Below are 21,736 nucleotides of genomic sequence, written 5' to 3' on the forward strand. Positions count from 1 at the left end.
TTTGGCTCAGGTTTACGCCTATGACGGCATTGTGCCGGTGGTCGATCCAACGGCCTTTGTTCATCCAGCAGCGGTGCTAATTGGTGACGTCATCGTGGGACCGGCGTGTTATGTCGGGCCTGGGGCGATTTTGCGTGGTGACTTCGGGCGAATTGTGCTGGAAGAAGGCTCAAACGTTCAAGAAACCTGCGTCGTTCATAGCTTTCCAAATCTGGAAGTGCTGATCGGTGAAGCCGGACATATCGGTCATGGGGCCATACTGCACGGCTGCCGCATCGGACGTAACGCAATGATCGGAATGAATACTGTCGTCATGGACGAGGCCGTGATTGGCGATAATGCTATCGTCGCGGCGCTGAGCTTCGTCAAAGCTGGCGAAAAGGTGCCGCCCGGCACGCTTTTCGCCGGCGTTCCGGGCCGGCTCGTGCGGCAGTTGACAGATGAAGAAATCAACTGGAAGCGGCGGGGGACCTCTATCTATCAGCGTTTGGCGCTGGAGGCCGAGCAGAAAATGCAGGCAGTTGCCCCTTTGGCCGCGCCCGAAGCCGGCCGCCGGCGCATTGTTGCCCCAGATTATGATCCACTCATTCTCGATAGGCTGAAGGCAGTTGATTCCTGAAAGTGCAGATACAAGTTCCAAGCCTTATCGTACAGCCTTCACGCCTTCAAGGATGAGAGTTGTGGCAATCTCGGCGTATTCATCGCGGGTGATGGGCCCGTTCGGACGAAACCACATGTAGACCCAGTTCATCATACCGAAGAGTGACATAGTCACTGGCATCAGCAGCGGGCGCCCGTTATTGAGATCTGGATTGATTTCCTGGATCACACCAGAGAACCGGCGAACGATCCTGCGTTCAATCTCTTGCAACTCCGCGAGTTGCTCTGATGACAGTGCGCTGGTACCGTTTAGCTGCACTTTATGCTCATTGTCGCGCCCTTCGTAATTTTTCAGAACAGCCTTCACCAATAGATGTAGGCGCTCGGTTGCTGGAAGTTCTGGGCGGTCTGCCGTTTCGATTGCGTCATCTAATTCTGTCAGATGTGTACGAACGATGTCAAAGATCAGCGCATCTTTGCTTGGATAGTAATGATAAAGTAGCGCCTTCGACACTTGGCTGTGGGAAGCGATCAGCGCCATTGACGCTTTTTCCATCCCCATCTCGGCAAAGACGGCGGCCGCGCTTGAGAGAAGGCCGCGCTGCTTTTCCTGGAAATCCGATGCGCGTGTGCGGGCCATAATCCTCTTCCTTTGAGCGGTTCACAATAGCTTTAGGGGCGGTGGCGATACGCCTTCCGCCCCTGTTGGGATCAAATCTGGAATGACGTACTAGGGCAATTCACCCCTTCGGACGGTTGTCGATAACACGTTTTGCCTTCCCCTCAGAGCGAAGGACACCACCGGGATCAGCGACCTGGATCCTCGTAGAGACCCCCACCACACTCTTGATATGATGAGCCAGTTCCTTTGCAGAATGAGCCCGAGCGGCCTCGGCCGACGCGTCCGGTGTGCATTCGACATGGATCGTCATGTTGTCCATGCGTCCCGTTCGCGTCAACTCTATCTGAAAATGGGGCGCAAGCCCTGAGCACTTCAGAAGTTGCTCTTCAATCTGTGTCGGGAAGACGTTAACCCCGCGCAAGATGATCATGTCATCTGAGCGGCCGGTTATCTTTTCGATGCGCCGCATAGACCTTGCAGTACCAGGCAAAAGCCGCGTCAGATCACGCGTGCGGTAGCGGATAATCGGCAACCCCTCCTTGGTCAGAGTTGTGAAAACAAGTTCCCCCATTTCTCCGTCCGGCAGAACTTCTCCGGTGTCAGGATCGATGATCTCAGGATAGAAATGGTCCTCCCAGATATGCAGGCCGTCCTTCGTCTCCACGCATTCGTTGGCGACGCCAGGTCCCATGACTTCCGACAGACCGTAGATATCCACTGCGTGCATGTCGAATGCTTGTTCGATCTCTTCGCGCATTGCGTTCGTCCATGGCTCGGCACCGAAAATACCGACGGCGAGCGAACTTTCCCGTGGGTCGACGCCTTGCCTCCGGTACTCGTCGAGGATGGAGAGCATATAGGACGGAGTGACCATGATAATGCGTGGCTTGAAGTCCTGCATCAGTGTGACTTGGCGCTCGGTCATTCCACCCGAGATTGGCACCACCGTGCATCCCAGCTTTTCAGCACCGTAGTGAGCGCCGAGACCGCCAGTAAATAGACCGTAGCCATATGCCACATGCACAATGTCACCAGCGCGGCCACCGGATGCGCGGATCGAGCGTGCGACTACGGTTGCCCAGGTTTCAATGTCATTCTTCGTGTAGCCAACCACCGTTGGCTTGCCTGTTGTACCTGAGGATGCGTGGACGCGCACGAGCTGTTCCCGTGGGACTGCAAACATGCCGAACGGATAGGTGTCTCTGAGATCCTTCTTCGTCGTGAAAGGAAACTTTGCTAGATCTGCAAGTGTTTTGAGATCCGAGGGGTGGACGCCCGCCTCATCGAAACGGCGGCGGTAGAAGGCCGAATTCTCGTATGCGTGGCTCAGGGACCATTTCATGCGTTGCAGCTGCAGCGCAGAAATTTCGTCTCTCGAAGCCATCTCGATAGCTTCGAGGTCTCCGGGCTTCGGTGACAAATTCTCCATCAACTTCTCCTCCAAAAAAGTGCGGTGGCCTGCCCTCACTCCGGCAGATGCGTGCCTTTGACGGTTCGCGAGTGGCCGCGGAATTCCGCAATTTGCTCGCCATTTTGATTGATTATGCATATATCGTAGATGCCGCTTCGTCCGCGGCGCACCACTTCACGAGCAGTTGCGGTCAGCTTGTCACCCTTGAAAGCCGGGGCGAGGAAGGAGACGGAGCAATGCTGTGCGACCGCACGCTGATTGTACGTGTTGCAGGCGAAGGCAAATGCCGAGTCTGCTAGTGTAAAGATAAAGCCGCCGTGGCAGGTGCCGTGTCCGTTGGTCATATCGTCAGTGATGATCATCGCAATCGCGGCAGCACCCGGCGAGACGCTAATCAGCTCCATTCCGAGATGACGTGTGGCGTTATCGTCTGCCCACATGGACCTGGCACAAGCCTCTGCCAAGTCTTGAGCTGACAGAGCTGCAGCACTCATTTGCCCTTGAACTCCGGCTTGCGCTTTTCAAGAAACGCAGACACGCCCTCTGCATAATCGGCGCTACGACCCGCTATCCGTTGCAGATCGCGCTCAAGGTCCAGTTGCGTATCCAGGGAGTTCGTAGCTGCCGCCTGAATGGCGCGCTTCGTCATGCCGAGGCCTAGTGTCGGACCAGCGGCAAGCATTGTCGCGAGCGCACGGGCTTCCTCCATTAGGTTTTCGTCATCCACTGCGCGCCAAATAAGACCCCAGTCTGCGGCCTTTTCGGCTCCAAGCGGTTCTGCGGTAAGCGCCAAGCCCTTTGCGCGCGCCTCGCCAATCAGGCGCGGAAGGCTCCATGTACCACCCGAATCTGGAACGAGGCCAATCTTGGCAAAGGCCTGGATAAATCTGGCCGAGCGTGCGGCAAGAGTGACATCGCAGGCAAGGGCAATGTTGGCGCCCGCGCCTGCAGCTACGCCGTTAACGGCGCATATGACCGGTTTCTCGAGGGTTCTAATAAGGCGCAGTAGAGGATTGTAGTAGGTCTCGATCGTATGACCAAGGTCTGGCACACCCTTACTCGGATCTCTGTCACCGAGATCCTGGCCCGCGCAGAAGGCCCGCCCAGCACCAGTCAGCAGGACGGCGCGGATCCCGTCTTCGCGATGGGCGCGTTCGAATCCGGCTCGAAGTGCTAGGTGCATCTCTTCGTTGAAGGAATTCAGTTTGTCGGGACGGTTTAACGTCAGCGACAGCACGCCTTCAGCTTCTGTTGCAAGTATCGTGCTGGATGGCTGCATGCTTTCCTCCCCCAAGGTCTACTCATCGGTCCTCATAAAAAGGTCTTGCATAAACCGGCCGGTCGGTCAATTATATTTTCACGACGCGGAGGAGCGCATAGACATGACACGACTGTTTGATCGTCATCAAGGCACGCTGGATCGTGCCATGAAGGCCTTGGCCGAACGCGATTTCTGGTCCCCATATCCGGAGGTGCCGAGCGGTAAGGTCTACGGTGAGACAGCCAAGGCTGATGGGCTGGCCGCATTCAATGCGCGGATATCCACACCATTCATCCTGAAAGGACATCCGCTTGAGTATACCGTCGGGAACGAGGTGTCGCCATATGGTCAAGCACTGCTTGTAGACTACCCGGCTGCTTCCAGTACTACACTCGTCTCGGCTTCAGCGGAAGCTGGAGGAGGTCTATGGGCTGCAGCGACGCCGGAGACGAGAGTTGGCATTTGTCTCGAGATCCTGGCCCGGCTGAATGCCAGAAGCTTCGAGATGGCAAACGCTGTCATGCACACTACCGGCCAGCCATTTGCCATGGCGTTTCAAGCCGGTGGGCCGCATGCGCAGGATCGGGGCCTCGAGGCTGTCGCTCAGGCTTATGCCGAAATGACGCGCACGCCATCCAGCGCCATCTGGCGAAAGCCGCAAGGAAACAGCGCAATCGTCATGGAGAAGCACTGGCGCGTTATGCCCAGGGGCGTCTCAGTAGTCATCGGTTGCAACACGTTCCCCACCTGGAACAGCTACCCAGGCCTGTTCGCCAGTCTCGCGACGGGAAACAGCATCATCGTCAAACCTCACCCAAACGCCATTCTGCCGCTTGCGATAACCGTAGAAGTTGCCCGCACTGTGCTTGTGGAGGAGGGGTTTCCGGCTAATTTGGTGCTTCTGGCTGCAGATGAGCCTGGCCGGGAAATCACGCAAGATCTCGTACGCCATCCATCTGTGGCCATCATAGATTATACGGGCTCAAGTCAGTTCGGCGGCTGGGTCCGTGCCAATGCTGGCGCCGCGCAGGTTTACACTGAAGAGGCGGGCGTGAACTCGATCGTTGTCGGTGCGACGGACGACTTTGCCGGAATGTGTGCCAACATTGCATTTTCCCTTAGTCTTTATTCCGGCCAGATGTGTACTGCCCCGCAAAACATATTTGTGCCGCGTGGCGGAATCCGCACCGATGAAGGTCAAAAATCCTTTCATGACGTTGCGCAAGGCCTTGTTGCGGCTATCGACAGGCTCTTGTCCGATCCTGATCGCGCTGCCGGAATTTGTGGCGCAATTGCCAGCCCTGCAACGCTTGAGCGGATTTCTGCGGCCCGCAACATGGGCACCGTGCTGCGCGAATCCATGCCAATTGATGCTGCGTCCGACGCACGAACGGCCACGCCACTGATTGTCGCCGTCGATGCAGCAGAAAGTGTTGCTCATGAAAGTGAACAATTTGGCCCCATCGCCTTCGTCATAGCGGTCGACACGGTCGACGACGGCATCGAGCGCGCGGCCCGCATTGCCGAAAAGGCCGGTGCCATCACCGCAGCGCTTTACGCGCGGGAGGATGCCGTGATCGAGGCCGCCGCCGACCGCTTCGCGCGTGCCGGCGTCAACCTCTCCGTCAATCTGACGGGCGGCATCTATGTCAACCAGAGCGCGGCCTTCAGCGATTTTCACGTCACCGGTCTCAACCCCGCCGGCAATGCCAGCCTGACGGATGCGGCCTTCGTGGCCAACCGGTTCCGAACCGTGATGTGGCGCCGCCCGGCGGCGTGAGGAGAGACGACCCATCGACAACGGCTTCCTGGGAGGAGAAACCAAGATGAAACTGACACTGACCACCACCGCACTGGCGCTGATTCTCGGCCTTGTCGGCCCGGCGCTCGCCGACATTAAGATCGGCGCCTCCGTGTCCGAAACGGGCTCGGCCTCGTTCCTCGGCGATCCCGAGGCCAAGACGCTGAAGATGCTGGTCGAGGAGATCAACGCCGCCGGCGGCGTGAATGGCGAGCCGCTGCAGCTCATTCTCTATGACGATGGCGGCGATCCGAATAAGGCGCGCACCTTCGCCACCCGCCTGGTGGAAGACGACGAGGTCGTCGCTGTCATCGGCGGAACGACCACTGGAACCTCCATGGCGATGATCCCGGTCTTCGAGGATGCCGAGGTGCCATTCATCTCGCTTGCCGGTGCCATCGAAATCATCGATCCCGTTAGGCCGTTTACGTTCAAGACCCCGCACACAGACCGCATGGCTTGCGCGAAGATCTTTGAGGACATGAAAAAGCGCCAGATCCAGAAGATCGGCATGATCTCCGGCTCCGACGGTTTCGGCGCGTCCATGCGCAAGCAGTGCCTTGCGATTATCGGCGATTACGGCATCGAGGTGCTCGCCGACGAGACCTATGGTCCGAGTGATGCCGACATGACGCCGCAGCTGACTAATATCAAAGCCAAGCCCGGCCTTCAGGCGGTGCTGAACCCTGGCTTCGGCCAGGGACCGGCGATCGTAACGCGCAATTATGCGCAGCTTGCCGTCGGCTTGCCGCTCTACCAGTCGCACGGGGTCGCCTCGGACGGCTTCATCTCGCTGGCCGGGTCGGATGCGGCCGAGGGCGTGCGCCTTCCGGGCACCGCACTGCTCGTCGCCGACCTGCTGCCGGAGAGCGATCCACAGCGCGCCGTGGTGGTCGCCTACAAGACGGCATATGAAAAGGCCACCGGCAAGCCCGTCTCGACCTTCGGCGGTTACGCGCATGATGCGTTGCGCATCCTCGTCGATGCCATGAAGCGGACCGGCAGCAGCGAACCCTCCGCCATTCGCGATGCGATCGAAGGCACGACCGGTCTCGTCGGCACGACGGGCACCGTCACCATGACGCCGACCGACCATCTCGGCCTTGATCTGACGGCCTTCCGCATGCTCGCCATCGAAAAGGGCGGCTGGAAGATCGTCGAGTAAGGCAAGCCCGCCGGCGCGCGCCCGAAAGGCGGCGCCGGCCAAACCCCACACCGCTGCCGGCCAAGAGCCCGGCGCGACGCGGAGGCTTTCATGCCGGAATTGCTGCAATTTCTTCTGTCGGGGGTCACCGTCGGCGCCGTCTATGCGCTCGTCGCCCTCGGCTTCACCATCATCTACAACGCCTCCGACGTGGTGAATTTCGCCCAGGGCGAATTCGTCATGCTGGGCGGCATGGTCACCTTTTTCGCCCATGCTGCCGGCATTCCCCTGCCGCTCGCAGCCCTCATCGCCATTGTCGCGACCGCCGCCGTCGGCGTGGCGCTCAACACGGTGGCCATCGGGCCGGCACGCCGGGCGCCGGTCGTCTCGCTGATCATCATCACCATCGGCGCGTCCATCTTCATCCGCGGCACGACGCAGCTCGTCTTCGACAAGCAGCTGCACCGCTTTCCCGCCTTCTCGGGCGACCAGCCGATCCTGATCGGCACGGCGACCATCCTGCCGCAGAGCCTCTGGGTCGTCGCCGGCGCGCTCGCCGTATTCCTCTGCCTGTGGGTCTTCTTCATGCGCACGCTGCTCGGCCGCGCCGTGCTGGCAACCGCCAACAATGCCATGGCCGCGCAGCTGGTCGGCATCAACACCCGTTTCGTCATGACGCTCTCCTTCGCCATGTCGGCGGCCATCGGCGCGCTGGCGGGCGTGCTCGTCACGCCGATCACGCTCACCGGCTATGATGTCGGCCTCGCCTTCGCGCTGAAGGGCTTTGCGGCGGCGATGCTGGGCGGCATGGGTAATCCGGTCGGCGCACTGGTCGGCGGTCTCGTGCTCGGCATTCTCGAAGCCATGACGGCCGGCTATGTCAGCTCGCAATACAAGGATGCCGCCGCCTTCGTCGTCATCCTTGCCGTGCTCTTCGCCATGCCTCAGGGCTTCTTCGGCCGCAAGTCGCTGGATCGAGTGTGACCATGCGGCTCTCCGGTGCATCCCTCTCTTTGCTCGTGCTGGCAGCCCTCATCCTGCTGGCGCCGTTCTTCTTTCCCTCAACCTTCTACTACCGCGTCGGCGCGCTGATCTTCGTCAACGGCCTTGCGGTCACAGGTCTCGTCATCCTCATCGGCCATGCCGGCCAGATCAGCCTCGGCCATGCCGGCTTTGCCGGCATCGGCGCTTATGCCTGCGCGCTGGCGCCCGTGCATCTCGGCCTGCATCCGGCCCTGGCGGCGCTGCTGGGTGCCGCACTCTCCGCGCTGATCGCCTATCTCGTCGGCCGGCCGATCCTGCGGCTCAAGGGCTATTATCTCGCCGTCGCCACGCTCGGTTTCGGCATTCTGGTCTCCATGGTGCTCTCCAACGAAACCGGCCTCACCGGCGGCCCGGATGGCATGGCCGTGCCCGAGCTTGGCCTGCGCGCCCTGTTGAAGGCCATCGGCATCGACCTCTCCAATGCCGTCTTCTGGTACGCCTTTTCCGGTCTCGTTCTCCTGCTCGGCGCCTGGCTGGCGCTCAACCTCTATGACAGCGCCACCGGCCGGGCCCTGCGCGCCGTGCATGGTTCGGAGATCGCGGCGCGCACCGTCGGCATCGACGTCGCCCATAACAAGCTCGTCGCCTTCGTGATTTCGGCCGTCTACGCCTCCGTGTCGGGATCGCTTCTGGCGCTGCAGAACAAGTTCGTCACGCCTGACATTGCCGGCTTCATGCATTCGGTGGAAATGGTGACCATGACCGTGCTCGGCGGTGCCGGCTCGGTCATCGGCGCCATCCTCGGCGCGGCCATCCTGACCATGCTGCCGCAGGTTCTGACAGTGTTTCAGGAATATGAGCAGCTGATGCTCGGCCTGATCATGATGCTGGTGATGATCTTCCTGCCGGAGGGGCTGCTGCCCTCGCTGGCGCGGCGCATCCGGGGGAGGGGCCCATGAGCCTGTTGCAGATCGAAGGGCTGGGCATTGATTTCGGCGGCCTGCGCGCCGTCCACGATGTCGGCTTCAGCCTGAAGCCGGGCGAGGTCGTCTCCGTCATCGGCCCGAACGGCGCTGGCAAGACGACCCTGTTCAACATGATCTCCGGCGCCTACCAGCCCGGACGCGGCCGCGTGGTGCTGGATGGCGAGGAGGTGACGCGCATGCCGCCGCATCTTCTTGCACGGCGTGGTCTGTCGCGCACCTTCCAGAACCTGCAGATCTTCCAGAACATGACCGTCCTGGAAAACGCCATGGTTGGCCATCACCTCTACGAACGCGGCTCGGTGCTCGCCGATCTGCTGGCGCTGCCCGCCACGCGGCGGCGCAGCCGGCAGGCGGCCGACAATTCCCGCCGCCTGCTCGATCGCGTCGGCCTCGGCCGCGCCGCCGAACAGGAGGCGGGCGCGCTTTCCTACGGCGCGCTGAAGCGTCTGGAAATTGCCCGCGCGCTCGCGCTCAATCCGCGCGTCCTGCTGCTGGACGAGCCGGCCGCCGGCTGCAACGCGGTGGAGACGGAAGAGATCGATCATCTCATCGCTGCTGTCGCGGCCGAGGGTGTGGCGATCCTTCTTGTCGAGCATGACATGAAGATGGTCATGCGCATTTCCAACCATATCGTCGTTCTCGACCATGGCGAAAAGATCGCCGAAGGCGAGCCGGCGGCAGTGGCGCGCAATGCCCGCGTCATCGAAGCCTATCTGGGCACCCAGGCAGGGGAGGCCGGCCATGCTGACAGTTGAGGGATTGCGCTCGCGCTACGGCCGCATCGAGGTGCTGCACGGCCTCGATCTAGAGGTGGCCTCCGGCGAGATCGTCACGGTGGTTGGCGCCAATGGTGCCGGCAAGACAACGCTTCTGAAATGCCTATCGGGCGTTCAGCCGGTCACGGCCGGCTCCATCGTCTTCCGTGGCGAGGCACTGACGACCGTGCCCGCCCACGCCCGTCTCCAGCGCGGCATCGCGCAGTCGCCGGAAGGGCGGCAAATCTTCACCAATCTCTCGGTGGAGGACAATCTGCGGCTCGGCGCCTATCTCTTCCGCGATGAGCGGGTGGAGCGCGACATGCAGGATGCCTTCGCGATGTTTCCGATCCTGAAGCAGAAGCGAAACCTTGCGGCCGGTGGCCTCTCCGGCGGTCAGCAGCAGATGCTAGCCATTGCCCGCGCGCTCATGGGCCGTCCGTCCTGCCTGCTTCTCGATGAGCCCAGCATGGGGCTGGCGCCGCTGCTGGTCGCCCAGATCTTCGAGGTCGTCAAAGGCCTGAAGAGCCTCGGCGTCACCGTGCTGCTGGTCGAACAGAATGCCTTCGGCGCGCTCTCCATCGCCGACCGGGGCTATGTCATGGAGACGGGGCGGATCACCATGGCCGGCCCCGCCGCCGAACTGATCGCCGACGAGCGCATCCGCGCCGCCTATTTGGGACTTTGAACAGCATGACCATCACCATCACCCGTCAGGCCTCCATCGCGGTCGTCACCGTCGATCATCCCCCCGTCAACGCGCTCGCGCGCGCCGTACGCCAGGGCCTGGTCGATGCCGTTGCCACACTCGATACCGAGCCCGGCATCGATGCCGTCGTGCTCACCTGCGCCGGACGCACCTTCATTGCCGGGGCCGATGTCAGCGAGTTCGACAAGCCGCCGGAAGCCCCGCATCTGCCCGATGTCGTGGCGGCCATTGAGACGGCCGCAAAACCGTGGATTGCCGCCATTCACGGCAGCGCGCTCGGCGGCGGGCTCGAGATCGCGCTCGGCTGCGCGTATCGGCTGGCCGTCACGGGTGCCTCGCTCGGCCTGCCTGAAGTCAAGCTCGGCCTCATTCCCGGCGCCGGCGGCACGGTGCGCCTGCCGCGTCTGGTTGGCGCGGCGGCGGCCATCGACATGGTCACCACGGGCACGCCGGTGAAAGCCCCGAAGGCGCTCGCCATCGGCCTCATCGACCGCGTCATAGAGGGCGACCTTCTGGCCGGGGCGATCGCCTTTGGGCAGGAGACGGCCGGACAATCCGCGCCCGTTCCGCTCTCCAGCCGTCCCGCCCCCGAGACGGCACCTGATATATGGGAGAAAGCAGCAGCCCAGGTGAGCGCGAAAGCCAAGGGAGAAGCCGCGCCGCTGCGCGCACTGGCCTCGCTGCAGGCCGCCTGCACGCGCGACTTCCCGGCGGCCATGGCCTTTGAACGCGAGACCTTCCTGTCGCTGCGCGCGTCCAGCGAGGCGGCGGCGCTGCGGCATGTGTTCTTTGCCGAGCGCGCCGCGCCCCGTCCGCCGGAACTGGCGGGCGTGACGGCGCGCGCGCTCTCCACCGGAGCCGTCATTGGCGGCGGCACCATGGGCGCCGGCATTGCCGCTGCCCTGCGCGATGCCGGCCTGCCGGTGGTGCTGATCGAGCGGGACCGGGAAGCCGCCGATCGCGGCCTTGCCAATCTGCGCGCCATCTATGACGGCTCCGTCAAGCGCGGACGCCTGACACCCGCGGAGGCCGAGGCGCGCCTGGCCGGCATCACCGCCAGCGACGACTACGCCATGCTTTCCGAAACGCACCTCGTTATTGAGGCGGTCTTCGAGGATCTCGCGGTCAAGCGCGCCGTCTTCGAGCGCCTGTCTGCGGTCTGCCGGCCGGACGCGGTGCTCGCCACCAACACCTCCTATCTCGACCCCGCCGAGATCGCCGCCGGCCTTCGCAACCCGGAGCGCTTCCTTGGCCTGCACTTCTTCAGCCCGGCGCATGTCATGAAGCTGCTGGAAATCGTGCCGACCGACGACACGGCGCAAGACGTGCTGGCGACCGGATTTGCCCTTGCCCGGCTGCTCGGCAAGATCCCGGTTCGCGCCGGCATTTGCGATGGCTTCATCGGCAACCGCATCCTGAAGGTGACGCGCGCCCAGGCCGAGCGCCTGCTGCTCAACGGCGCAACACCCGCCGCGGTCGATGCCGCCATGCGCGCCTTCGGCCTGCCCATGGGCCCCTTCGAGGCACAGGATCTCGGCGGCCTCGACATTGCCGCCTTCCAGCGCAAGGCCGCCCGCGCCCGTGGCGAGACGCCCTTTGCCCCCGTTGGCGAACGCCTGTGCGCCGCCGGCCGCCTTGGCCAGAAGACGCATGGCGGCTGGTACGATTACGCGGCCGGCAACCGCACGCCCCAGCCCTCGGAGACGGTGGCCGCCATCATCGCCGAGGAAGCGGCGGGCCGCCCGCATCTCAGCTTCGATGCCGAGCGTTTGGCGGATGCGATCGTGCTGCCCATGGTCAACGAAGCCTGCCGCATTCTGGAAGAGGGCGTGGCGCTGCGGGCCGGAGATATCGATCTCGTCAAGATCCACGGTTACGGCTTCCCCCGTTGGCGCGGCGGTCCGATGCGCTATGCCGAGGCGCGCGGTCTTGCCGATATTGCAAAGTCGCTGACGGAGCTGGCGGCGGATGGCTTGGCTGACCCGCCCTGTACAGGACTTCAAAGAGCGGTCGTAGCAGGCAACTTCTCCTGCCTGACAACGCACGCTTGATAGCGAACCCAAGATCCTATGTTCGGATCCCGCGAAGGTCCGTGAATTAGTATAAAGGAAGCGCAAATTGGAACTGCCTGAACGCGAAAGCATGGAATTCGACGTCGTGATCGTGGGCGCAGGGCCGGCCGGTCTGTCGGCGGCGATCCGGCTGAAGCAGGTCAATCCGGACCTCACCGTCGTCGTGCTCGAAAAGGGTGCCGAAGTCGGCGCACATATCCTGTCCGGTGCCGTGGTCGATCCGATCGGTATCGACCGGCTGATCCCCGGCTGGCGCGAAGAGGCCGACCATCCGTTCAAGACGCCCGTCACCGACGACCAGTTCCTTTTCCTCGGTCCCGCCGGTTCGGTTCGTCTTCCGAATGCCCTGATGCCGCCGCTGATGAACAATCACGGCAACTACATCGTCTCGCTCGGCAATGTCTGTCGCTGGCTCGGCGCCCATGCCGAAGCGCTCGGCGTCGAGATCTATCCGGGCTTTGCGGCAACCGAAGTGCTCTACAATGACGAGGGCGCGGTCATCGGTGTTGCCACCGGCGACATGGGCATCGAAAAGAACGGCGAGCCAGGCCCGGCCTATACCCGCGGCATGGAACTGCTCGGCAAATATGTGCTGATTTCGGAAGGCGTGCGTGGCTCGCTCGCCAAGCAGCTGATCGCCAAGTTCGACCTGTCGCGCGAGAGCGATGTGCAGAAATACGGTATCGGCCTGAAGGAGCTCTGGCAGGTCAAGCCCGAGCACCACAAGCCGGGCCTCGTGCAGCACTCCTTCGGCTGGCCGCTTGGCATGAAGACCGGTGGCGGCTCCTTCCTCTACCATCTCGAAGACAACATGGTTGCCGTCGGCTTCGTCGTGCACCTCAACTACAAGAATCCCTATCTCTTCCCGTTCGAGGAATTCCAGCGTTTCAAGACGCATCCGGCGATCGCCAAGACCTTCGAGGGGGCTAAGCGTCTCTCCTACGGCGCCCGCGCGATCACAGAAGGCGGCTACCAGTCTGTGCCGAAACTCTCCTTCCCGGGTGGCGCACTGATCGGCTGTTCCGCCGGCCTCGTCAACGTGCCGCGCATCAAGGGCTCTCACAACGCTGTGCTCTCCGGCATGCTGGCGGCTGAGAAGATCGCCGCTGCCATCGCGGCCGGCCGCGCCAATGACGAGCCGATCGAGATCGAGAACGAATGGCGCTCCACCGATATCGGCAAGGATCTGAAGCGGGTTCGCAACGTCAAGCCGCTCTGGTCGAAGCTCGGCACGGCGCTCGGCGTTGGCCTCGGCGGTCTGGACATGTGGACCAACCAGCTCTTCGGCTTCTCCTTCTTCGGCACGCTGAAGCATGGCAAGACCGATGCCCAGTCGCTCGAGCCGGCAGCGCAGCACAAGCCGATTGCCTATCCGAAGCCGGACGGCGTCTTGACCTTCGACCGCCTGTCCTCGGTGTTTCTCTCCAACACCAACCACGAGGAAGACCAGCCGGTCCACCTCAAGGTCAAGGATATGGATCTGCAGAAGCGCTCCGAACTTGGCGTCTTCGCGGGACCGTCGACGCGCTACTGTCCCGCAGGCGTCTATGAATGGGTGGAGAAGGAGGGCGAGCAGACCTTCGTCATCAACGCCCAGAACTGCGTCCACTGCAAGACCTGCGACATCAAGGACCCGAACCAGAACATCAACTGGGTTCCGCCACAGGGCGGCGAAGGACCGGTCTATCCGAACATGTGATGCCAATTCAAAGAGCGGTCGGAAGACCACCCTATGATCATTCGCAGAGGACATAGTTGACTGACCGCTGCGATATTTGACAAGACGGTCATGGGGCCGCGTGAGCGCGAGTTCGTCCTGTTAAGCGGTCATTTTGTCAGAGAATGCTAAAGCCGGGATATCTCTGCCAAGTTCCATAATCTGTCTTATCTGATTTCAATGTGTAGCTGGGGCAGATTCCATTTTCAAATGCAACGAAGACAATAATGGCCATGGTTTCAGGAGGATGGAATGGCCCGCTCTTTTGTGCAGTTGAGTTTGGAAGCCACCTGATCCTGATTACTGAAATCATGCCTGAAGAGAGAAAAGAAGGGAGCAGCGCTAACGTGCTCTGGAGGCCGTGTGTTATGCTGTCGCCGGAATACATAAGGTTTCGCATAACATAAAGATATAGTTGGCGGCAGCTATCGGACCCGCCGGCGGGAATGCATCGTTCTCAAAATAGTCAGTTTGAAAATCAATGATCAGCAGAGCAGACTCGGCCATCATAGGTTTCGTTATGGCGATGTATTTTCGAACTGGATTGACCAAAATTTTTGTTCCCGGGGGAGAATGTTGTTGTCACTGACTTTGCGACAGATCGAGGTGATCCGGGCGATCATGGTGGCGGGTACGATTGCCGGTGCGGCACGGTTGATGAACGTGGCACAGCCGGGGGTCAGCCGCACCGTCAAGCACATAGAGGGATCGCTCGGCATCAAGCTCTTCGTGAAGAAGGGTGGGCGGTACGTGCCGACTGCCGAAGCTCGTGATGTCTTCGTGCAGATCGAGGAAGTGCATCGCAAGATCGATCAGTTGCAGTTTTCGATTACGCAACTGGAGCGGGGTCGCGACGTGGAACTGTCGCTCGGATCGGTGCCCAGCATCGCAAATGTCATGGTGCCGCGCGCCGTCGCCAAGCTGTTCCAACACTATCCACAGATCAAGCTGAACTTCGAAATCCTCAAGATCGAGGAGGCTATTGATTACCTGCTTTTGAACAAGGGAGAGGTCGTCGTGATGAGCTATCGCCTCGACCATCCCTCCATTGTTTTCGAACCGCTGGCGCGCGGTCGGCTGGTCTGCATCGCCTCTTCTAATCACCCCATTGCTACCCAGAAGAGTATCTGCGCCCGCGACATCATCAGGTATCCCCTGATCGGTATCGACCCGAAAGATCCGTATGGCGCAATCATGGCGGATATCTTTGCCCGGCAGAACCTGGTTTACGACATTGCGATCCGCGCGCGATTCGGCACAACGGTATGCCGGTTGGTGGAACATAATCTGGGAGTTGCTGTGCTTGACGCCTTCACGGTCGCCGAAATCGGCTCCGCTAGCCTTGCAATCATTCCCATCGAAGAAGAAACAACCTTCCAAACATATGTCGCCTTCCGTGCAGATGCAGCGCTTTCGAGCTATGCAGAGCGCTTTGTGAAGCTGTTGAGAGGTCTGATGGAGGATCATATGAACAAGCAGATCATTCATAACATTTCGGCATGATCCATGCTCAAAATGGTATTTGCGTTATGTCAAGGAATAGAAAAAGATGATCACGCCTGCACAAGCAGGATCCGGGGCATGCGGAGGAGGATCCGCAGCCACCTCAAACACCACTGCCCGGGGGTACGGGAGGAGAACAATATGCTGAAGACACTCATGGGGGCGGTTGCCCTCAGCTTGGCCGCATCTTTCGCGATGGCGAACGATTTTCCGAAACAGGATCTGCAAGGCGTGATCCAGTGGGGCGCCGGCGGCAGCACCGATCTGGTCATGCGTTCGGTCGCACCGCACGTCGAAAAGGAACTCGGTCGTTCGATCGTGATGACCAACAAGACCGGCGGCGTCGGCGTAATCGCCACCCAGTTCGTGTCGACTCAGCCGGCTGATGGCTACACCTTACTGATGAGCGCGGAGAACCCGCAGCTCTACAAGGTCATGGGCCTGTCCAACCTCGACTATTCGAACTTCTATCCGGTCAACGTGCTGGCACGCGGCATTCCGGTCATTGTGGCTAACAAGGACGCACCGTTCAACACCTTCAAGGAACTGGTGGAATACGTTCAGAAGAACCCCGGCAAGGTGCGCATGGGGTCGACCGGCCCGGGCGGTCTGCCATCGGTTGTCGGTTCCATGCTGTCCAGCAAGCTGGATTTCAAGGTCACGGCCGTTCCCTTCGATGGTGATGGGCCGGCGCTGACCGCCATGCAGGGTGGCGCTGTCGAATTCATGCCTGCCGTTCTCGGCGCTGCCGTCGAACATGTGAAAGCCGGCCGCATCAAGATCCTGGCGATCTTCGACAAGCAGGCAAGCCCGGTCCTGCCGGACGCCCGCCCGATCACCGCCGATTATCCGCAGTTCGAAAGCCTGCTGCCCTGGGGCCCGTTCTTCGGCGTCTTCGTCAAGTCGGAAACCCCGGATGACGTGAAGGCAAAGCTGGTGGACGCCTTCAAGAAGGGCGCCAACAACGAAGCCTTCCAGAAACTTCTTTCCGATCGCGGTTATGTCTCGATGAACGTGTCGGGCGATGAAGCCAACAGCTTCCTGAAGAAGTGGCAGTCCACGACCTCCTGGGTTGTCTATGACGCCGGCATGGGCAAGAAGTCGCCGGAAGAATTCGGCATCCCGAAGCCCTGATGAATTTTTCGAGCGCAACGACCGGTACTGATGCCGGTCGTTGCCGCCACTCATTTTGCATCAACCCGCTAATTTGACGGTTCCGGGCACCATGGATTTGCTGCCCCGCGACCGGGGGAGCATCTCATGCAAGAACAGCCAACCACACGCCGGCCCGGCGAAGTGGTCTTCACGCTCATCCTGCTGATTGGCAGCCTTGTCCTTCTCTGGCAGGCCTATGCCATTTCTGGCTTCAGCGCCCTGAGTTCGGCGGGAGCATTTCCGATGGCCATGTCTGCGGTTATGGTCGCGTCAATCGCCATCATCCTTGCCAAGACCTTGCGAAAGCCCGCTCCCGCGGCCGTTCTTGAACGGCTCCGCACTGAAATCCTGCCGGCAACGGTGGTGGTGTTCTGCGGGCTGATCCTGGTTTACAGCCTGATCCTGGACTGGTTGGGCTTTATCCCGTCATCCTTCCTTTTTCTGCTGGCGTCGATCACGTTTCTCCAGGGCGGCCGGTTCAAGCGGGCGTTTGGCCTTTCGGTGCTCTCCATCATCTGCGTTTATGTCGTGTTTCGCCTGGTGTTCCAGGTTGTACTGCCCGAGGGGCTGATCCCGGAACGCGCCATCATTGCCTGGGTCCAATCATTCTTTGCGGCAGGAACCTGATACCATGGAAGCCTTGAGCTATCTCTTTTCTTCGTGGATCCAGCCGGATCTCCTGTTTCTCACCGCTCTCGGCGCTTTTGCCGGCATCTATATCGGCGCCATTCCCGGCCTCTCGGTCACCATGGCGGTGTCGATCCTGATCTCGTTTACCTTCAGCTGGGAGGTAAACCCCGCGCTTGCCCTGATGAACGGCATCTTCATGGGGGGCGTCTATGGTGGTTCGCGTACCGCCATCCTCCTCAACATTCCCGGCGCGCCGGCGGCAATTGCCACCAGCCTTGACGGCTACCCGATGGCCAAGAAGGGCGAGGCAGGACAGGCGATCGGCCTCTCCACGGTCATGTCCTTCATTGGCGGACTCGTTGGTATCGTCGTGCTGGCCATTGCCGCGCCGACGATCAGCGAATTCGCCATCAAGTTCCAGCCGCGCGACTACATGCTGATCGCCGTGATGGGCATTCTGCTTGTCGGCGCGCTCTCCGGCGAAAGCCTGGCGAAGGGCGTGTTCGCAGGTGCTTTCGGCATCCTGCTCGGTTCCGTTGGTCTTGACCCCATGACCGCCGAACAGCGTTTCACGTTCGGCTCCGTCTCGCTGATGAACGGCATCTCCTCCATCGCTCTGATGATCGGCATGTTCGGTGTCTCGGAAGCGCTGCTGCAGCTCCATCATCTGAATGCCCAGGCAGTGAAGCAGAAGATTGACCGCATCGTGCCTCTGTGGGGCGATATCAAGCGCCATCTGTCGCTGACGCTGCAATCGTCCGGCATCGGCGTCATCATCGGCGCGCTGCCGGGCACCGGCGGGGATATTGCCGCGCTGATGGCCTATGACCACGCCAAGCGCATCACCAAGAACCCGGAAGTGCCCTTCGGCCAAGGCGCCAAGGAAGGCCTGATCGCGCCGGAAAGCGCCAACAATGCCGCCGTTGGAGGTGCGTACATCCCGATGCTGACGCTCGGCATTCCGGGCGATGCGGTCACCGCCGTCATCATCGGCGCGCTGTTCATCCACGGCCTCAACCCGGGACCGCTGCTGCTTCTCGAAAAACCGGACATGTTCTGGTTCACCGTCGGCAACCTCGTGCTCGCCGATATCTTCATGCTGATCTTTGGCCTAACCGGCATCCGCATCTTTACCAAGATCATTGAGTGCCCGAAGGCGGTGCTCTTCCCGCTCATCCTGCTGCTCAGCGTCGTCGGCGCCTATTCGATCAACAACTCGGTTGCGGATGTCTGGTGGATGCTTGGCTTCGGCGTGTTCGGCTACTTCATGAAGCTCTACGGATACCAGGTGGCCCCGGTCATTCTGGGCATCATCCTCAGCCGTCTGATGGACGACAACTGGCGCCGCGCCATCATCTCCGAACGCGAGAGTCTGCCGGACTTTGCGCTCGGCATCCTCACAAGCCCGCTTTCGGCGACCCTTCTAGGCATCATCGTCTTCGTGCTGTTCACGCAGACCCGTTGGTGGAAGCGCCGCTTCGGAGCGGCACCGACATCCGTCGATGCCATCAAGTCCAACTGATAGGAGGATTGCCAGCATGACCGCAAAGACCATCCGGCTTGGCCTCATCGGCGATAACATCGCCGCGTCACAGTCGCCCCGTCTGCATGAGATCGCGGGTCGTCTCTGCGGTCTCACCGTCACCTACGAGCGTCTGGTTCCGCTGCAGCGGAACCAGACCTTCGAACAGGTTTTTGCCTTCTGCGGTGAAGAACGCTTTACCGGCATTAACGTCACCTATCCCTACAAGGAACGTGTTGTTGGCATGCTGGATGTGACCGACCCCGCCATTCGTCAGATCGCGGCCTGCAATACCGTTCTCTTTGGAGCGGGCACGCCGCGCGGGTTCAATACCGATTATAGCGGCTTTGTCCGCGGTTTCCGCACAGCCTTCGGGCATGATGCCGCGCCCGGCCGTGTGGCCATGATCGGCGCGGGCGGTGTCGGCAAGGCGGTGGCCTTCGGGCTGGTGGAACTCGGGTGCCGTCATCTCAACCTATTTGACCGCGATCAGGCGCGTGCCAAGGGGCTTGCCGCGGCCGTGCGCCAAGCGGCACCTGATCTGATCGTCGAGGTGGTGTCGTCCGCGGATGATGCCGTGGAAGGCGCCGATGGGCTGATCAACTGCACGCCGCTCGGCATGGTCGGTTATGCCGGGTCCGCCGTGCCGGAGAGCGGCCTCACCGGCGCGCGCTGGGCATTCGATGCCGTCTATACGCCGGTGGATACGGAGTTCCTGCTGGCGGCCAAGGCGGCAGGTCTCTCGATCATGAGCGGATACGAGCTGTTTTTCTTCCAGGGCGTTGATGCCTTCCGCCTGTTCACCGGGCGGGATGTGGATCAGGCGGCCTTGCGGCTGGCTTTAAAGCAGGTTGAGGGAGTGAGCGTGTGATAAAAACCTCGATTGCGACCGTCTCGATCAGCGGTGACCTTCCGGAGAAACTGAATGCCATTGCCAAGGCGGGCTTTAGCGGGGTTGAGATCTTCGAAAACGACCTCCTGATCCACGATGCTTTGCCCGCCGATGTACGACGCATGGTTAGCGATCATGGGTTGGAGATCTCGCTCTTCCAGCCGTTCCGCGATTTCGAGGGCATGCCCGAGCCCTATCGCAGCCGCTGCTTTGACCGGGCGGAGCGCAAGTTCGACATCATGGAGCAGCTGGGCACGAACCTGATGCTGGTCTGCTCGAATGTCTCTCCCGTCTCGCTCGGCGGCATCGACCGGGCGGCGGCCGATTTCCGCGAGCTTGGCGAAAGGGCCGCAAAGCGCGGCCTGCGTATCGGCTACGAGGCGCTCGCTTGGGGACGCCACATCAATGACCATCGCGATGCCTGGGAAATCGTGCGCCGCGCCGATCATCCGAACATCGGCCTCATCCTAGACAGTTTCCACACGCTGTCTCGCAAGATCGATCCGGAAAGCATCCGCTCGATCCCCGGCGACAAGATCTTCTTCGTCCAGCTGGCCGATGCGCCGCAGATCGATATGGATCTCCTTTACTGGAGCCGCCACTTCCGCAACATGCCCGGCGAAGGCGATCTGCCGCTCGTGCCCTTCATGGCGGCGATTGCTGCCACCGGTTATGACGGGCCGTTGTCCTTGGAAATCTTCAACGACCAGTTCCGCAGCGGTTCGGCGCGCCTGATTGCGGAGGATGGCCATCGCTCGCTTCTCAACCTGATGGATGACGTGAGGCGGGCGGCACCCGATCTCAAGGTGACGACTGACGATGTGCCGCCGCGCATCGCCGTGGAGGCCGTCGAGTTCGTCGAGTTCGCAGCTTCGCCGGAGGACGCCGATGACCTGGTGGCACTCCTGACGACGCTCGGTTTCGTTAAGGCCGGACAGCACAAGAACCGCAAGGTCGATCTTTACCAGCAGGGCGAGATCCGCATCGTCATCAACACCGATCCGGACAGTATCGCCAGTTCCTCCTATTCCGTGCACGGCGTCAACGTCTATGCCTTCGGTCTGCGCGTGGCAGATGCTAGGCGGGCGGTCGAACGGGCGCTTGCTATGGGAGCGGAAGTGTTTTCCGAGCCGCGTCGTCCGGGCGAGGCGGCGGTGCCCGCGGTCACCGCCAGCGGTGGCGAGATCATCTATTTCATCGATGGCAGCGATGCACTGGGAGAGATCTGGTCGAAGGAGTTTGACCTCGCGCCGACCTCCACCACGGGCGCCGGCCTGACGCGCATCGATCATCTGGCACAGACAACCCGTTACGACGAGATGCTAAGCCTGCTTCTGTTTTACACGGCGATCTTCGATGTCAGTCGGTCCAGTATGGTGGATGTTGCCGATCCGGGCGGCCTCGTGCGCAGCCAGGCGATCCATGCCGCAGATGGCCGGTTCCGGGTGACGATCAACGGCGCGGAAAGCCGCAAGACCTTTGCCGGCCACTTCCTGACGGAAGGTTTTGGCGCGGGCGTGCAGCATATCGCCTTCCAGACAGGTGATATCTTCGCTACAGCCACGGCGCTGAAGACCTGCGGTCTGGAGCCGCTGCCAATCTCCCAGAACTATTACGATGACCTGGAAGCCCGTTTCGGCCTGATGCCGGATTTCGTCGATCGGCTGCGCGACCTCAGCATTCTCTACGATCGTGACAATGACGGGGAATATTTCCAGCTTTACAGCCGCACCTTCGGCGAAGGTTTCTTCTTCGAGATCATCGAGCGCCGCAACGGCTACAACGGATATGGCGCAGCAAATGCGATTTTTCGGATAGCTGCACAACGTAGATTGTCCAGGCCGGTAGGGCTACCGAGCGGGTAAACGAAAAACAAGTCCCTTGCAGCCTCACTGCAGATAATCGGGGCTTGTCGCAAACATTTACGGAGCGCGCGATTATCCCGTGAGCATCTTTGACTTCATGCTTTATT

General features: G+C 61.1%; 19 protein-coding genes. 15 read left to right on the forward strand and 4 right to left on the reverse strand.

Annotation, left to right across the window (positions count from 1 at the left end; genetic code table 11):
* Window positions 1–31 precede the first annotated feature (31 nt).
* Window positions 32–619, forward strand: coding sequence for an acyltransferase (locus tag ACFSE1_RS06375; protein ID WP_377398075.1), 588 nt, complete (start codon window positions 32–34; stop codon window positions 617–619).
* Between the two features lie 24 nt (window positions 620–643).
* Here the strand turns inward: ACFSE1_RS06375 and ACFSE1_RS06380 are convergent, their stop codons facing one another.
* From ACFSE1_RS06380 to paaG, 4 genes are all read right to left on the reverse strand, one after another.
* Window positions 644–1,240, reverse strand: coding sequence for a TetR/AcrR family transcriptional regulator (locus tag ACFSE1_RS06380; protein ID WP_377398078.1), 597 nt, complete (start codon window positions 1,238–1,240; stop codon window positions 644–646).
* A 100-nt stretch (window positions 1,241–1,340) separates the two neighbouring features.
* A complete protein-coding gene (gene paaK / locus ACFSE1_RS06385; RefSeq protein WP_377398122.1) occupies window positions 1,341–2,651 on the reverse strand; it encodes a phenylacetate--CoA ligase PaaK in 1,311 nt (436 codons plus the stop codon).
* 35 nt (window positions 2,652–2,686) lie between these two features.
* Entirely contained in the window at window positions 2,687–3,127 is a 441-nt protein-coding gene (gene paaI, locus ACFSE1_RS06390) for a hydroxyphenylacetyl-CoA thioesterase PaaI (RefSeq protein ID WP_377398082.1), read from the reverse strand.
* Complete coding sequence (gene paaG, locus ACFSE1_RS06395) at window positions 3,124–3,912, reverse strand: 2-(1,2-epoxy-1,2-dihydrophenyl)acetyl-CoA isomerase PaaG (protein ID WP_377398085.1); 789 nt, start codon at window positions 3,910–3,912, stop codon at window positions 3,124–3,126. The genes paaI and paaG overlap by 4 nt, the downstream gene beginning before the upstream one ends.
* A gap of 103 nt (window positions 3,913–4,015) precedes the next feature.
* On the opposite strand from paaG, the gene paaN reads away from it, so the two are divergent.
* From paaN to ACFSE1_RS06465, 14 genes are all read left to right on the forward strand, one after another.
* On the forward strand, window positions 4,016–5,674 hold the full coding sequence (gene paaN / locus ACFSE1_RS06400) for a phenylacetic acid degradation protein PaaN (protein ID WP_377398088.1): 1,659 nt from the start codon (window positions 4,016–4,018) through the stop codon (window positions 5,672–5,674).
* Window positions 5,675–5,720: 46 nt separating this feature from the next.
* The gene (locus ACFSE1_RS06405; protein WP_377398091.1) at window positions 5,721–6,860 is read left to right on the forward strand and encodes an ABC transporter substrate-binding protein; all 1,140 of its coding nucleotides are present in this window, start codon (window positions 5,721–5,723) and stop codon (window positions 6,858–6,860) included.
* 90 nt (window positions 6,861–6,950) lie between these two features.
* Window positions 6,951–7,823, forward strand: coding sequence for a branched-chain amino acid ABC transporter permease (locus ACFSE1_RS06410; protein ID WP_377398094.1), 873 nt, complete (start codon window positions 6,951–6,953; stop codon window positions 7,821–7,823).
* Window positions 7,824–7,825: 2 nt separating this feature from the next.
* On the forward strand, window positions 7,826–8,782 hold the full coding sequence (locus tag ACFSE1_RS06415) for a branched-chain amino acid ABC transporter permease (RefSeq protein ID WP_377398125.1): 957 nt from the start codon (window positions 7,826–7,828) through the stop codon (window positions 8,780–8,782).
* Entirely contained in the window at window positions 8,779–9,564 is a 786-nt protein-coding gene (locus ACFSE1_RS06420; protein WP_377398097.1) for an ABC transporter ATP-binding protein, read from the forward strand. The genes ACFSE1_RS06415 and ACFSE1_RS06420 overlap by 4 nt, the downstream gene beginning before the upstream one ends.
* The gene (locus ACFSE1_RS06425; RefSeq protein WP_377398100.1) at window positions 9,551–10,252 is read left to right on the forward strand and encodes an ABC transporter ATP-binding protein; all 702 of its coding nucleotides are present in this window, start codon (window positions 9,551–9,553) and stop codon (window positions 10,250–10,252) included. Before ACFSE1_RS06420 ends, ACFSE1_RS06425 begins: the two co-directional genes overlap by 14 nt.
* A 5-nt stretch (window positions 10,253–10,257) precedes the next feature.
* The gene (locus ACFSE1_RS06430; RefSeq protein ID WP_377398103.1) at window positions 10,258–12,324 is read left to right on the forward strand and encodes a 3-hydroxyacyl-CoA dehydrogenase NAD-binding domain-containing protein; all 2,067 of its coding nucleotides are present in this window, start codon (window positions 10,258–10,260) and stop codon (window positions 12,322–12,324) included.
* A 91-nt stretch (window positions 12,325–12,415) separates the two neighbouring features.
* Window positions 12,416–14,044 (forward strand): electron transfer flavoprotein-ubiquinone oxidoreductase, encoded by a 1,629-nt coding sequence (locus ACFSE1_RS06435; RefSeq protein WP_377398128.1) that lies wholly within the window; start codon window positions 12,416–12,418, stop codon window positions 14,042–14,044.
* A 597-nt stretch (window positions 14,045–14,641) separates the two neighbouring features.
* The gene (locus ACFSE1_RS06440) at window positions 14,642–15,565 is read left to right on the forward strand and encodes a LysR family transcriptional regulator (protein ID WP_377398106.1); all 924 of its coding nucleotides are present in this window, start codon (window positions 14,642–14,644) and stop codon (window positions 15,563–15,565) included.
* Between the two features lie 141 nt (window positions 15,566–15,706).
* Window positions 15,707–16,699, forward strand: a complete 993-nt coding sequence (locus ACFSE1_RS06445) for a Bug family tripartite tricarboxylate transporter substrate binding protein (RefSeq protein ID WP_377398109.1) — start codon at window positions 15,707–15,709, stop codon at window positions 16,697–16,699.
* A gap of 126 nt (window positions 16,700–16,825) precedes the next feature.
* Window positions 16,826–17,347, forward strand: a complete 522-nt coding sequence (locus ACFSE1_RS06450; RefSeq protein ID WP_377398112.1) for a tripartite tricarboxylate transporter TctB family protein — start codon at window positions 16,826–16,828, stop codon at window positions 17,345–17,347.
* Window positions 17,348–17,351: 4 nt separating this feature from the next.
* Window positions 17,352–18,872, forward strand: a complete 1,521-nt coding sequence (locus ACFSE1_RS06455) for a tripartite tricarboxylate transporter permease (RefSeq protein WP_377398115.1) — start codon at window positions 17,352–17,354, stop codon at window positions 18,870–18,872.
* Window positions 18,873–18,888: 16 nt separating this feature from the next.
* The gene (locus ACFSE1_RS06460) at window positions 18,889–19,743 is read left to right on the forward strand and encodes a shikimate dehydrogenase family protein (RefSeq protein WP_377398119.1); all 855 of its coding nucleotides are present in this window, start codon (window positions 18,889–18,891) and stop codon (window positions 19,741–19,743) included.
* On the forward strand, window positions 19,743–21,629 hold the full coding sequence (locus ACFSE1_RS06465; protein ID WP_377398131.1) for a bifunctional sugar phosphate isomerase/epimerase/4-hydroxyphenylpyruvate dioxygenase family protein: 1,887 nt from the start codon (window positions 19,743–19,745) through the stop codon (window positions 21,627–21,629). Before ACFSE1_RS06460 ends, ACFSE1_RS06465 begins: the two co-directional genes overlap by 1 nt.
* Window positions 21,630–21,736: the final 107 nt, after the last annotated feature.

It is taken from the genome of Affinirhizobium helianthi, assembly GCF_042680945.1.
GTDB classification, from domain to species: Bacteria; Pseudomonadota; Alphaproteobacteria; order Rhizobiales; family Rhizobiaceae; genus Neorhizobium; species Neorhizobium helianthi.